Raw genomic sequence first — 13,708 nt, 5'->3', positions numbered from 1 at the left:
TTAACGAGCAGGATTTGGCAAGATATTTAGACAAAAAAAGCCGACGCAGGGAGCATCGGCGAAAGTTACACAGCTAGTAACTACTCTTTCGGGCTTAAGTGTAGAAGGTAAATAAGCATTTGCCATGAAACGTTTTAATCCTAGCGATTAAAGGGGGCAATGAAGAGGAATGAACATAAGCTAAAACTCACATGCGCAAACTAGTAATATCAAAGTGATAAAACAGATAATTGTCACGATAGTTACCACGACCTTTAATGTGCAAACAATTACATCAATTATGCTCACTGGCTGATTGTTATCATTTCTTTTGCGGGGCATTGTCGTATTACCCAAATCAAACATTTACTCTTAATTTATTCTCAAATCGACTATCTGAATAGGATAATTCTTGGTTATTAATCTTTTCTTACAAATTAAATAGGTCAAACAATGAAAGACAGAATTAAGTTTAACGATGCAATGTTAACGGCTGTCATGAATGGCAGAAAAACGCAGACTCGCAGACCGATTAAGCCACAACCAAAAGTAACCGAGGAAGAGTTACGCAAGTTTGGTGCATGCAAGATGGTTACACACTATCAGAGCAAGTATGTGCAGCATGGAGGCATGGGTTTGTTGATGTTGATTGCCCATATGGCGAAATTGGCGACATCATCAACCTTGCGGATAAAGACGGTAATATCAAAGGGAAAATTGAAATTACTGATGTTTGGCTGCAACAGCTGCGCGACATTACTTTAGGTGATATTTGTAAAGAGATTGGTTGTGGTCTTTATGATTTCATACCTGCCACTTATGGATTTCAAGTTTGGGAAGATACTTGGCGTTCCATCTACGGAGAAGAAAGCTGGAATAATAATCCGTGGGTATGGGTGATTGAGTTCAAAAAGGCGAGTTAAGGAGGTATTTTGACAGTGGATTAGTCACATGGATGTGAGTATGATTCCTGCTTTAATTTCTGTTAAGGCTGGACTATGAAGCGGAATATTGATGATTTCGACGGAATGAAAGATTTTATTGTTAGCATTATTGGTGCTGTTGCTTGGTTTCTAATTGGAACAATTATAATTGTAGGTTATTTTACTATAGAAACTAAAGGTGAAAGTATTATGATATCCTTTACATCTATGATGTTTACTATAATTTCATCTTTAGGAATTGCTGCAACTATAGGTGGCTATATTTGGCAAAAAAACTACACCGAGACATTAAAGGAAAAAGAAAAAAATGAACAAAAAAAATCCATAAAAAAAATAACAGAGAACGAACTTATAAATATAGATATTGATTTTCAAAGTGCTTCTAGCAATCTAAATCAAGGTGACCTTGATAAATGTTCATCAATACTACTCAGTATCAATACTGAAACTTTACAAAAATGTGCTTATGACTCCGCAATAATAAATGAATATCTATTTTATCAAATCACTGATGTTATAACAGAGATATTAGAGCATAAAAAAATCATATTAGAAAATTTAAAAAAAGAAAATTCATGCAATGATGAGTCAATTGAATTAAATATCCTATATTGCCAACAAGCTATTGGCCAAATAGAAAAATACGCTTCAAACATTTTAGCTGCCTAACAATCTGACCCTGTACTAGCAGGGTTTTTTATACCTAAAATTCAGAGCATCAATTAATGAAAATAATCGGATATGTATTACTCATGCTAATACAGGGTTCTGCTGTGCCTGTATCTGAGAAAATATACACACAGCAAGAATGCGAGAGCCGTGCCATGCAGATAATGCAAGTTGAGCTCATCTGCAACGATGAAATGAAGAAAAATGAAAAGAACCGCCAACTTAGACGGTATGAATTCAAACAAAAGAAATCAATCGTTAATTGAAACCTAGCAAACACACTTCACCACCGATACTACACTACCCCCAACAAATAGATAGAAATTTATTAATTGAAATAAAAAAACCGCCACCCAGGGGTACCCGATGACGGCAAGGATTGTGTAGGGATAATTATATTTTCACTGTGTTAGCTATTTAAGGGTAGTTGGCTGGGCGAATTTAACAAGGAAGTTAGACAAAAAAATGCCGAGGCATGGGCGCATCGGCAAAGACTACACAGCAAATACTTGGAAAGATTGAATTAACTATAGATCATACATTAAGAATGCTGATGAATTATTTTAATCGTTAAGATTAAAGAAAAAATAATATTGGGCTACTACGTCCATAAACCGGAAAAGGAATCTAATTATGGTTAGATACTTCACAGTAAGAGAGTTTGCAAGTAAGCATCGCAGAAGTGATGAGACAGTTAGGCGATGGATAAGTGCTGGGAAAATATATCCTTCACCATCATTTGATGGATATCAATATTTAATTCATCCCTCAGCACAAAAAATAAGTAATTACGAAAAATTAAATCCAACTATTTTATTAAACAATAACTGTAAACTGTTAAAAAGGATTGAAACAGATGGCAAGAAACAGAAAACCAAAAAACGCACATTTACCACCTAATTTATATTGCCGTAAAGGCTATTATAGCTATAGAAATCCTGAAACTGGCATAGAGTACGGTATAGGAAGGAATAAAGCAGAAGCAGTCAATGAGGCTATTGCTGCAAATTATCAAATTTTATCTTCAAAAGTAAAACCTAATTTAGTCGAACGAATATCAGGGAACGGAATTCTTTTGCATGAATGGATTTTAGAATATATTAAGACTCTAGAGGATAGAAACCTAAAGAAAAGCACATTCAAAGGTTATATCAGTAAATTAAATATAATAAAAGAGCATATCCCCAATATAGATATCTCATTGATAACCACAAAATTAATATCTCAATTAATAGATGAAGTTTATAATAGTGGAAAAAAATCCATGGCAATGCACGTTAGATTAACAGCCATTGATTTATTTAAAGAAGCAATAATGAAAGGCAACTTGAAAGAAAATCCTGCATCATCAACAAGAGCACCCAGAACTCAAGTGGAACGTTCAAGGCTATCTTTTGATGATTTTATTAAAATAAAAAATGAGATAAAAGCTTATGGTAGGCAATACGAACTTATAATGGAACTTGGATTACTTACAGGCCAGCGAATTGGCGATTTAATCAAATTACAAAAATCCAATATTACTAATGATAGATTGCTGATTATCCAAGCCAAAACAGGAACCAAATTATCTATCCCTCTAACCTTATCTATGGGGAAAATAGAAAAGTCAGTAGGTGACGTTGTAACTGAGCTAATTAGTATCTCATTTTCAGATAATTTATTTACTAATAGTAACGGCAATCCCTTGCAGTATGAAAGTGTATTTCGCCAATTTTCTACTGCTAGAAAAAACACTGGGTTATCTTGGGGCGATAAAACTCCTCCCTCCTTCCATGAAATACGAAGCCTTGCGGCTAGATTGTACAAAAAAGAAAAAAATGGGGAGTTTGCCCAAAGCCTTTTGGGGCATAAAAGTATAGCTATGACAGAAAAATATCAAGATAGTCGCTCTGATGACTGGAATATCATTTCGGAATAATTTAGAAGAATTTTGGAGAGGCAGTTATATAGTATTGATTAAATAGCACTTTATTTAAAGTCATGTTAACTTCCTTAACATTAACATGATTAGTATATTTTTATTTATCAACTAGATAGTTGATTTTTAGCCCTAAAATATACTACGCAATACGATATCTTGTTTTGAATATGTCGATGGCTATTTGTATGAAAAAAGAGGGGGATTGCCCCTCTTTTGATTTGCTACTATTGTGACTTATTTATGATTCAAGTCAAATAAATCTACTAAACATCTTTACCCTCATTTTACATCATCATTTTATAGATAGCAGTTACAACCCCCCCCCAGCACTTCACTTTACTTTTATAAATTATTCATAGGGTTTCGCACTCAAATAAGCAGGTAAATCGATAATTAGAAGGTGATTGTATTCAAGTTTTTATTTAACCCTTAAAAATGAAATTGATTATCAATATCATTTAAGAGTTTTGTAAATATACGTATAAAACACCTCTAACCCAGATTATAAATTGAGATTTTCATGAAAAAAATTTTCAGCATATTTTTATTTAGCACGATCATTACTGGCTGTAATAACAGTAAATTACTTGATAATTTCCCTGCTTCCGTTGGTACACAGAGCATGGCGTACTGCGTAAAAGATGCATGGACAAAAGATGCTTTAGCCCAAAATGAAAGTACAAATGATATTGTGGTTATCGAAAATAGAATGGGTGATGGCGCATTTTATGTCTTTGAAGATAATGGAATCGAAATTGTTTCTATAAGGGGTACCTATGGGTTTATCGGTAAAAGAACATCAGATATTGATATTAATTTCTATATAGCTGAAGGGAAACTAGAAACTGAACGCACAAAACGTAGACTGGCGCTCACAAAAGTATGTGCAAAAATTCCCAGTCAGGAACGAGAAGACATTTACTTAAAAACGGTTGTGTGTACTAATTTAGACGGTTGTAAATTCAGGAAAAAATAATAACTGATTACTCGTATTTGTATTTAGATTATAGATAAGTTAAAAATAGCTCCTTAAAAAGGAGCTAATCAACTCATCAGAATATATCGTTTAAGCCATCCAGCTTCATTGATGCATCAAAGGCTATGATTTTTACTTCAACGAGGCCTGCTTTCTGGAATGGATCTTCTTGATTACGCTCTTGCAATTTTTCTAAGTTATCTGATTTTGCAAGAATAATGCCACCGACTCGAGGAACTTGCTTTCCAGAGGCAATAAAAACCCCTTCTTCATAGCCTTTTTCCAACCATTTAATATGATTGTCCATTTCTGCATCTACATCTTCTAATGGTTTGATATAATTTAAAATCATGACGTAAATTAGGCTCATTTTTTTCTCCATAATGATTCAAAGTGACGACATACTACCCCTTTAAACTGAAAACTCGCCTACATATTTTTTCCTTCACGACTCTCTTATTTTGGTTCAATCATGACGACTATGCCAACAAGAGGTAATCATACGCTGTCATTTTTATTACTAACTTATCAACGCGATTACCTTTACCCTTTATAGGGTTAATCGTGTTACTATTAACATATTAAGAATCATACAGGCCATTTGGCAAAAAACTGTAGATAAACAACGAAGCACAATATTTCGCTCACTTTACGAGCAAACACCCATATGTTTTGTTACAAAAGCAATCAAGGAGTACGTCATGTCATTTGAACTTCCCGCTCTACCGTATGCTAAAGATGCTTTAGAACCTTATATTTCAGCTGAGACCTTAGAATACCACTATGGTAAACACCACAATACCTACGTTGTTAACTTAAACAACTTAATCAAAGGCACTAACTTTGAAGGTAAATCTTTAGAAGAAATCATCAAAACATCTGAAGCTGGCGTATTTAACAATGCCGCCCAAGTTTGGAACCATACTTTTTATTGGAATTGCTTAGCGCCAAATGCAGGTGGCGAGCCAACAGGTAAAGTTGCAGATGCTATCAATAAGGCATTTGGTTCTTTCGCTGAGTTTAAAGCGCAATTTACGGATGCAGCGACCAAAAACTTCGGTGCAGGTTGGACTTGGTTAGTTAAGAAAGCCGATGGCAGCTTAGCAATCGTCAATACTTCCAATGCAGCAACACCTATTTCAGGTGACGACAAGCCAGTTTTAACGGTTGATATTTGGGAACACGCTTACTACATCGATTACCGTAATGCGCGCCCTAAATACTTAGAAAATTTCTGGGCACTGGTAAACTGGAAATTTGTAGAAGAAAACTTAGCTTAATTTAATATGTTTTCCCAATAGAATAAGGGCGAGTTATTACTCGCCCTTATTTATTCACCCAATGAAGATGAAACACAACTAAAATAAATGTACAGCAATGAAAATAATCATCGCTAATGAACCCACTGCTGCTAGTATTCCATATTTAACATCTGTATCCATGAGTTCCTCTCATCCTAACAAAATTGAATTAATGATAACCACATAAACATTAAGGTTACTGAGTATACACATCCAAAAAAGCAAAACCAGTGTCTATATCACATGTTATAACATCAATTATTTCTTTCGTTTTTGCGCTAGATCAGACAAAATCGACAACAAATCGCTAAATTATTGCCAGCAAAGGATCTATGCATCAATATGCAGGTAATTTTTTAACTAGAATTCTTAGAGAGACCTATAGTTGGTCAGGAGTTTTGTTCCCCCATGGCAACGATTAAAGATGTGGCGAAACGCGCTGGCGTCTCTACCACTACCGTATCCCATGTTATTAATAAAACGCGCTTTGTGGCTGATGATACCAAAGCGGCAGTTTGGGCTGCTATCAAATCGCTCAATTATTCGCCTAGTGCGGTTGCCCGTAGCTTAAAAGTGAACCACACCAAATCGATTGGTTTGTTAGCAACATCAAGTGAGGCCCCTTACTTTGCAGAAGTTATTGAGTCCGTTGAAAATAGCTGCTACGAAAAAGGCTATACACTGATCCTCTGTAACTCTCACAATAATCTTGGTAAACAAAAAGCCTACTTACAGATGTTGGCGCAAAAACGTGTCGATGGCTTGCTGGTTATGTGTTCCGAATACCCCGATACACTTATCGGGATGCTTGAAGATTATCGTAATATTCCAATGGTTGTGATGGATTGGGGAACTTCCCGCGGGGATTTCACCGATAGCATTATCGACAATTCATTCCATGGGGGCTATCTCGCAGGGCGTTACCTGATTGATAGAGGTCACCGTGACATTGGTGTGATCCCAGGCTCCCTTGAGCGTAATACAGGGATTGGTCGTCTGACTGGCTTCCAAAAAGCCATGGAAGAAGCCAAAGTGACCTTAAAAGAAGAGTGGATTGTTCAAGGGGACTTTGAACCAGAGTCTGGCTATAAAGCGATGATGCAGATTTTAAGCCATAAACAGCGCCCTACTGCTGTTTTCTGTGGTGGTGACATCATGGCTATGGGTGCTATTTGCGCCGCGGATGAAATGGGCTTGCGTGTTCCACAAGACATTTCCATCATCGGTTACGACAATGTGCGAAACGCACGCTATTTCACCCCTGCATTGACAACAATCCACCAACCTAAAGAGCGTTTGGGTCAAATGGCGTTCGCAATGTTACTAGACCGTATTGTGAATAAGCGCGAAGACGCTCAAACTATTGAAGTTCACCCTCGTCTCGTTGAGCGCCGTTCTGTTGCTGACGGGCCATTTATTGACTATCGCCGATAACTCAACTTATGTTGATAACCACTCCGCGTTGAGCGTTTCATTATCACCAAGATAATCTAATAACCAACTCAGCGCAGGAGAGGTATTTTTCTCTACCCATGTTAAACAGCATGGGCTTGATGGAAATGGTTGTGCCAGTGTCAATTCTACCAATTTACCTTCAGCACACAATGGTGCTGCACGATGTTCAGGTACCATCCCCACACACAGCCCATTAGCTAAACAGGCTAAGCCGTTTTCCCAATAGGGGACAACTAAACGCCGTTGGTTATCCAACGCCCAAGTATCGCGTTTAGGTAAGCTGCGAGATGTATCTTCTAAGCACAAACTTGGATACTCACGCATTTCATCGTCTGTTAGGCTATGCCCTATTTTCGCTAAAGGGTGGTCAGGGCTTGCAACACACATCCACGACATAAACCCCATATCTCGAAAACTATAACGTTCACCAATTGGTGAAGCCCGTGTTGCGCCAATGGCGACATCTACTCGACCATCAGCTAATGCATCCCAAACACCATTAAAAACCTCGGGGTGTATATACAATTCAATATCAGGAAAATGACGATAAAAATCGAGGATAAGCTGTTCGGTGCGTTGAGGCTTAACGATGCAGTCTACCGCTATACTGAACTGACCTCTCCAGCCATTCGCAGCTTGTTGGCATTGATGACGGGTCTCTGTCATTTTTTTGATAACAGATCGGCTTTCTTTAATAAAAATCAGCCCTGCCTCGGTTAAAACAACGTCTCGGTGTCGCCGTTCAAACAAAGGGACTGCCAACCATTCTTCAACTTGTTTAACTGTATAGCTAATTGCCGACGGCACGCGGTGTAACTCATCTGCGGCACCACTGAAACTCCCCGTCCGAGCAACCGCATCAATCACTTCAAGAGCATGAGCAGACCACATAGCATCTCCTTTCAAATATTTTGATGGCAAGATCCAAATATTACCGTTTCACAAGACAAAAAAATAGCCTATACAATGGCACTACCGTTAACATTTTTTTAAATATCAGATAAGTAAATAATTATGACGACTGCGAAAAAAAATTCCCCTGGATTTATGCTATATCTTGCTGGATTAAGCATGTTGGGGTTTTTAGCCATTGATATGTACCTGCCTGCTTTTGGTGCAATGCAGACCACGTTGCACACAACCGAAGGGGCTATCAGTGCTTCTCTCAGTATCTTTTTAGCGGGCTTCGCGTTTGCTCAGCTACTTTGGGGCCCACTTTCAGACAAACTTGGCCGCAAACCAGTGTTAATTGTTGGGCTGACTATCTTTATTGTGAGCAGTTTGGCAATTTTTTGGGTCACTACAGCAACACAGTTATTAACTTTACGCTTTTTACAAGCCGTTGGTGTTTGCTCCGCCGCCGTTTTATGGCAAGCCCTTGTTATTGACCGCTATGATGAGGCAAGCACCCAAAAAGTGTTTGCATCAATCATGCCATTAGTCGCGCTCTCCCCTGCACTTGCGCCGTTATTAGGAGCATGGGTGCTCGAACACCAAACTTGGGAAGCTATCTTTTTAATCTTGATGGCTGTCGGTGTGTTATTACTGTTACCAACGTTTTTCCTCAAAAATGTGTCTGTCAAAAAACACGAGGATGAAAACCAGCCTCAAGCCAAAGTTTCATTTGGTAAATTACTGAGCTCACCAATCTTCAGTGGCAACGTTTTAGTTTATGCCTCTTGCAGTGCGGGCTTTTTTGCTTGGCTAACCGGTTCGCCGTTTATTCTGCGCAATATGGGCTTTAACCCTGCGGATATTGGATTAAGCTACATCCCCCAAACTCTTGCTTTCATTGTTGGTGGTTATGGTTGCCGTTTAGTTTTAGCCAAAGTACGTGCCGAAACCTTATTCCCGCTACTATTAATTGGTTATGCGGTTAGCATGTCTATCTTATTCATCATGGCTATCTATACCACACCATCATTAACCATGATTTTAATTCCATTTTGCTTTATGGCTGCCATGAACGGGGCGTCGTACCCAATAGCCGTTTCAAAAGCGTTAAATACCTTCCCTAGCGCAAGTGGTAAAGCAGCCGCCTTACAAAACGCCTTACAACTTGGCTTATGTTTCTTGGCAAGTTTGTTAGTTTCTGCTTTAGCCTTTGACCCGCTTCTTGCAACAACGGGTGTGATGGCCTTTACTATTATCCCAATGGCGATTGGTTACTTTATGCAACGTTGTGCTGTTAAATGTGAAAAAACATTGAAGCAAGCAGATTGCCAAGCAAATTAATTGCTTTAGATTCGTTATACACTGTGCCGCAGCTATGCGGCGCAGTTTTTAATTACAAACTGACCGTTCACCAAATATATTATTCTTAAGCTAACTGTAGGCACTGGCGGCACTTTTGTCATATTCAGTAACAGGAAGTATTTGCTTAAAAATGCGCTTTAACGCATCATTCACTAACCACTTTTACCTAATTAAAGCGTATTCCACTAATAAAAAGTCATTTTATTTTTTTATCTTCTAAAACTCATGTTTTCAATGGTTATTTTTCTTGTCAAAAAACGCTATCATTGCCATATCAAATAATGAGTGCTCAAGTATGATGTTGAAACAATATTATCCGCCAGATGAATTGAAAGGCTTTGTTAGTTCTATTTTGATTATCAAAGAATTCACCAGTGCGATTAAAATATTTCCAGGGACAGGGGCTGAGATTTGGATTTCATCAGATCCAATTTGCATGTCCGCCGATGGCTACTCCACGACTAACCCATTTCAACTCATCATTCCAAGAATCAACACATTTACAGCAAACCCTAACCATGCAAAAACCATGGTACTGCGTATCCGCCATGATGCCTTACGTTTTTTATTACCCCAACGTATATTCAATTATACAGATAGGCCTATTGCCCTTGGTGAAATTTGGCAAGATAACTGGTTTGAAGCGCTCGCGAATTCCTCTTTTAAGGAATTGTTAGATTGCTTTACCCAAACTAAAGCCAGCAAAAAGCCACATTTTACTGATGACATCATTGAGTTGCTCTATCGTAATCCTACGAAAAAAATCACCGACATTGCCGATGAAACAGGGCTACACCTGCGGGTTATCCAAAAAGAATTTCTCAAAGAGTATGGCATTACGCCTAAACGCTACCAGATCAATTGCCGTTTAGAGCATGTTTTAAAAAGTATGGTGATAGATCAAGACACTTATCGTTGGTTTGAAACTGGCTATTATGATCAGTCTCATTTTTACCGTGATTTCAAAAGATACTTCACTATGACCCCGTCGGCCTTTTTAAAATCCGATTATTCGCTTTTTTACAATACAAAAACCAAGTACCCATTAAGATAGTTCTTAATACATAAGGAGAACGGAATGAGTATTGTTGTGTATGCCCAAATTACAACTGAAAGAACGGATGGGTATTTAACTAGGGAAATCGTTCGTGACTTAGCAAAACTAAGCCGCCGTGAGAAAGGTTGTATTCAGTATGATCTTATGGCTAAAGAAAATGGCTATATTGTTTTTGAAGAATGGGAAAGCACCCATGCACTTGAAATGCACAAAAATAGCGCACATTTTAGGCGTTTAGTTGAAGCGATTGAACGTGATAATGCCAGTTTTTCTGTTAATTTTAGTGAAAAATAACTAACTAATAGGGCAAGGTTTTAATCAAATTAGCTGTTTTGGCAGTCTGTGGTGTTATTGACTCGATATTTCTGACAACTTTACACTTGATTAAGCACCTTTATCCTACCAAATCTAAAATTTCATTATTTTTATTCAGGCTATAGTAAAAAGAGTATTGCTATAGCCTGAATAATGTCAAAATATTGATAACTTATTAATCTACTTTAGTTTCTTCTGTTAAATCATTGCCCTGCTGCAACAATTTTTCTTGCTCTTTTTGATTAAGCACGCGCTCTACAGTATCAACAATCGCCTGAGTTTGTGGGTCTATCTCAATATTAATTTTATCCCCTAAACGCTTTTGCCCCAACGTCGTTCTTTCTAACGTTTCTGGGATTAGGTGTACACAAAAACGGTTATTGATAACATCCCCAACCGTTAGGCTAATACCATCAATCGCGACAAACCCTTTGTGTAAAATGTATTTCATCAATGCTTTATCATGAATTGATAGCCAGATTTGATGATTATCTTCTGAAGTGAAAATTTTACTGATTTCTGCGGTTGTCATAATGTGCCCAGACACCACATGACCACCTATTTCATCACCATATTTCGCGGCACGTTCAATATTGACAACATCGCCTTCTTGTAGCGCACCCAAATTAGTCAGACGGAGTGTTTCTTTAATTAAATCAAAGCTAACTCTTTCACCATCAATTTTAGTGACCGTCAAACAGCAACCATTATGGGCAACAGAGGCGCCCGTTTCTAAACCAACCAGTAATTCAGGGGTAAACTTCATGACATGAGTACGAAAATTCGCTCTTTCCGTAATTTCAACAATTGGAGCGGTCGCTTGAACAATACCTGTAAACATAATGACTCTCTGTGTCGTGAATTAATGAGTCCAGTTTACCTAAGAATTTTTTGAGATCTATCTTATTTGAGTGGTGAGATACAGACTGAATAACTGCCTGTAATCAAATACACAAAGAGACAAATGTGCTCTTTCATTAATAGGCAGTATATCTTTATTGGAATACATTGATAAAATGGATAGAATAAAGGGTTTTTAATAACACTTTGATTTATTGCTAAATCATTTATTTTTCTCGTTTTTTCTTCTTCATTATTTTTATTATAAAGGTGTATGCGTGCAGAAATATTTTACAGAAGCGCGTAGCTTGTTGGCTCTCGGTATTCCTATCGTTCTCGCTCAGTTTTCACAAACCGCCATGGGGTTTGTCGATACGGTTATGGCAGGTAGCGTCAGTGAAATCGAGATGTCCGCAGTTGCAGTTGGGTTCTCCATCTGGCTGCCAGCTATTCTTTTTGGTCAGGGACTGCTAATGGCGTTGACCCCTATCGTTGCTCAAATGAACGGGTCCGGCCGCCGTAATTTAATTGGCGATCAAATTCAACAAGGTCTATGGCTCGCACTCTTTTTAGCCTTAGGTATTATGTGCTTGCTTTATAATAGCCAACTTATTATTAGCAACATGCCACACATTGATCCAGAACTTGCCGATAAATCCGTTCGTTTCTTACATGCCATCATGTGGGGGGCGCCGGGGTATTTATTCTATCAAGTCTACCGTAGCCAATGTGAAGGTCTTTCGAAAACTAAGCCGGGGATGGTGATTGGTTTTCTGGGCTTAATGGTCAATATTCCAATTAACTATATCTTTATCTACGGTCACTTCGGTGCCCCTGCTCTTGGCGGTGTAGGCTGTGGTGTGGCAACGGCATCAGTGTATTGGGCTATGTGCATGATGATGAGATGGTATGTGAAACGTGCTTCGGCTCAGCGCGATATTCGCCCTACTGTTCCTTTCACATCACCAAATCCATTAATTTTAAAGCGAATTATTGTGTTAGGTACGCCAATTGGCTTAGCGTTGTTCTTCGAAGTCACATTATTTGCTGTTGTCGCACTGTTGGTTGCACCATTAGGCGTTGTTGCCGTTGCTGGACACCAAGTTGCGCTTAACTTCAGTTCAGTGATGTTTATGTTCCCATTATCACTGGGGATCGCTGCAACCATTCGCGTAGGTTATAACTTAGGTCAGCAATCCACCGAAGCGGCTAAAGTGTCTTCTTATACAGGCCTTGCCGTTGGCTTAATGGTCGCAACGATTACGGCAATTTTTACCGCTGTTTTCCGTGAACCAATTGCAATGATGTATAACAAAAACCCTGAAGTGGTTGTTCTAGCATCAAGTTTAATGCTTTATGCCGCTATCTATCAGTTATCAGATTCCGTGCAAGTCATTGGCGCAGGGATTTTACGTGGTTATAAAGATACCCGTTCAATCTTCTTTATTACGTTCACGGCGTACTGGCTGTTAGGTTTACCTACTGGCTATATTTTAGCCCTAACAGACTATGTTGGGCCAGCGATGGGACCAAAAGGTTTCTGGATAGGCTTTATTATTGGACTAAGTGCCGCTGCGGTGGGTATGGCCACACGAATTATGTGGATCCATAAGCAACCTGAGCAAGTTGTCCTGCTACGTTCGACACGCTAGTCGTCGGTTTTTTAAGCAATTTATTGTGTGGGAAGATGTATTTCGCACCAGATAGTTTTAAATACGAGCAAACTGTCGCGAAATTACATTTTCCCCTTGCCAGATTCACGGCATAACGTTAATATTCGTCCCCGTTGTCACCTAGAAGTTTTCAGCGCGTCCGTAGCTCAGTTGGTTAGAGCACCACCTTGACATGGTGGGGGTCGGTAGTTCGAGTCTACTCGGACGCACCATTCTAGTTAGCACAACACGTTAATTTCAGTGCGTCCGTAGCTCAGTTGGTTAGAGCACCACCTTGACATGGTGGGGGTCGGTAGTTCGAGTCTACTCGGACGCACCA

At 38.6% G+C, this 13,708-nt stretch carries 13 protein-coding genes, 2 tRNA genes and 1 pseudogene; 13 read left to right on the top strand and 3 right to left on the bottom strand.

The annotated features are described in order from the left end of the window. Window positions 1-432: 432 nt before the first annotated feature. From AC4IFO_RS12055 to AC4IFO_RS12035, 5 genes and pseudogenes are all read left to right on the top strand, one after another. A pseudogene (locus AC4IFO_RS12055) lies at window positions 433-902 on the top strand (ASCH domain-containing protein). A gap of 75 nt (window positions 903-977) precedes the next feature. Then, window positions 978-1,592, top strand: a complete 615-nt coding sequence (locus AC4IFO_RS12050; protein WP_490734656.1) for a hypothetical protein — start codon at window positions 978-980, stop codon at window positions 1,590-1,592. A 633-nt stretch (window positions 1,593-2,225) separates the two neighbouring features. After that, a complete protein-coding gene (locus tag AC4IFO_RS12045; protein ID WP_273804144.1) occupies window positions 2,226-2,492 on the top strand; it encodes an excisionase in 267 nt (88 codons plus the stop codon). Next, window positions 2,449-3,513, top strand: a complete 1,065-nt coding sequence (locus AC4IFO_RS12040; protein WP_490734654.1) for a tyrosine-type recombinase/integrase — start codon at window positions 2,449-2,451, stop codon at window positions 3,511-3,513. Before AC4IFO_RS12045 ends, AC4IFO_RS12040 begins: the two co-directional genes overlap by 44 nt. Before the next feature lie 523 nt (window positions 3,514-4,036). After that, entirely contained in the window at window positions 4,037-4,492 is a 456-nt protein-coding gene (locus AC4IFO_RS12035; RefSeq protein ID WP_490734652.1) for a hypothetical protein, read from the top strand. A 76-nt stretch (window positions 4,493-4,568) separates the two neighbouring features. Here AC4IFO_RS12035 and AC4IFO_RS12030 read toward each other — a convergent pair whose 3' ends face one another. Continuing rightward, on the bottom strand, window positions 4,569-4,862 hold the full coding sequence (locus tag AC4IFO_RS12030; protein WP_490734650.1) for a YciI family protein: 294 nt from the start codon (window positions 4,860-4,862) through the stop codon (window positions 4,569-4,571). Between the two features lie 331 nt (window positions 4,863-5,193). On the opposite strand from AC4IFO_RS12030, the gene sodB reads away from it, so the two are divergent. Next, the gene (gene sodB / locus AC4IFO_RS12025; protein WP_273804142.1) at window positions 5,194-5,772 is read left to right on the top strand and encodes a superoxide dismutase [Fe]; all 579 of its coding nucleotides are present in this window, start codon (window positions 5,194-5,196) and stop codon (window positions 5,770-5,772) included. Between the two features lie 429 nt (window positions 5,773-6,201). After that, entirely contained in the window at window positions 6,202-7,227 is a 1,026-nt protein-coding gene (purR, locus tag AC4IFO_RS12020; RefSeq protein WP_490734648.1) for an HTH-type transcriptional repressor PurR, read from the top strand. A 6-nt stretch (window positions 7,228-7,233) separates the two neighbouring features. On the opposite strand, the gene punR is transcribed toward purR, so the two are convergent. Continuing rightward, window positions 7,234-8,139, bottom strand: a complete 906-nt coding sequence (gene punR, locus AC4IFO_RS12015) for a DNA-binding transcriptional activator PunR (protein WP_490734646.1) — start codon at window positions 8,137-8,139, stop codon at window positions 7,234-7,236. A gap of 120 nt (window positions 8,140-8,259) precedes the next feature. On the opposite strand from punR, the gene punC reads away from it, so the two are divergent. The 3 genes from punC (at window position 8,260) to AC4IFO_RS12000 (ending at window position 10,855) form a co-directional block, all read left to right on the top strand. Further along, window positions 8,260-9,483 carry a purine nucleoside transporter PunC gene (gene punC, locus AC4IFO_RS12010; protein ID WP_490734886.1) on the top strand — a complete coding sequence of 408 codons (1,224 nt, stop codon included), beginning with the start codon at window positions 8,260-8,262 and terminating at the stop codon, window positions 9,481-9,483. Window positions 9,484-9,799: 316 nt separating this feature from the next. Beyond that, window positions 9,800-10,558, top strand: a complete 759-nt coding sequence (locus tag AC4IFO_RS12005) for a helix-turn-helix transcriptional regulator (RefSeq protein ID WP_490734644.1) — start codon at window positions 9,800-9,802, stop codon at window positions 10,556-10,558. A gap of 24 nt (window positions 10,559-10,582) precedes the next feature. Then, entirely contained in the window at window positions 10,583-10,855 is a 273-nt protein-coding gene (locus tag AC4IFO_RS12000; RefSeq protein WP_490734642.1) for a putative quinol monooxygenase, read from the top strand. A gap of 196 nt (window positions 10,856-11,051) precedes the next feature. Here AC4IFO_RS12000 and AC4IFO_RS11995 read toward each other — a convergent pair whose 3' ends face one another. Then, window positions 11,052-11,717: a riboflavin synthase subunit alpha gene (locus tag AC4IFO_RS11995; protein WP_490734640.1), complete on the bottom strand. Its 666-nt coding sequence runs from the start codon at window positions 11,715-11,717 to the stop codon at window positions 11,052-11,054. A gap of 277 nt (window positions 11,718-11,994) precedes the next feature. Between AC4IFO_RS11995 and AC4IFO_RS11990 the strand changes: the two genes are divergently transcribed. From AC4IFO_RS11990 to AC4IFO_RS11980, 3 genes are all read left to right on the top strand, one after another. Beyond that, window positions 11,995-13,368: an MATE family efflux transporter gene (locus AC4IFO_RS11990; protein ID WP_490734638.1), complete on the top strand. Its 1,374-nt coding sequence runs from the start codon at window positions 11,995-11,997 to the stop codon at window positions 13,366-13,368. A 156-nt stretch (window positions 13,369-13,524) separates the two neighbouring features. Continuing rightward, window positions 13,525-13,601 (top strand) — tRNA-Val (locus AC4IFO_RS11985). A gap of 30 nt (window positions 13,602-13,631) precedes the next feature. Continuing rightward, window positions 13,632-13,708 (top strand) — tRNA-Val (locus AC4IFO_RS11980).

Source organism: Providencia sp. UF-224 (assembly GCF_058245955.1).
Note: the sequence above shows the minus strand (reverse complement) of the source record. Positions and strands in the feature narration are given on the sequence as shown.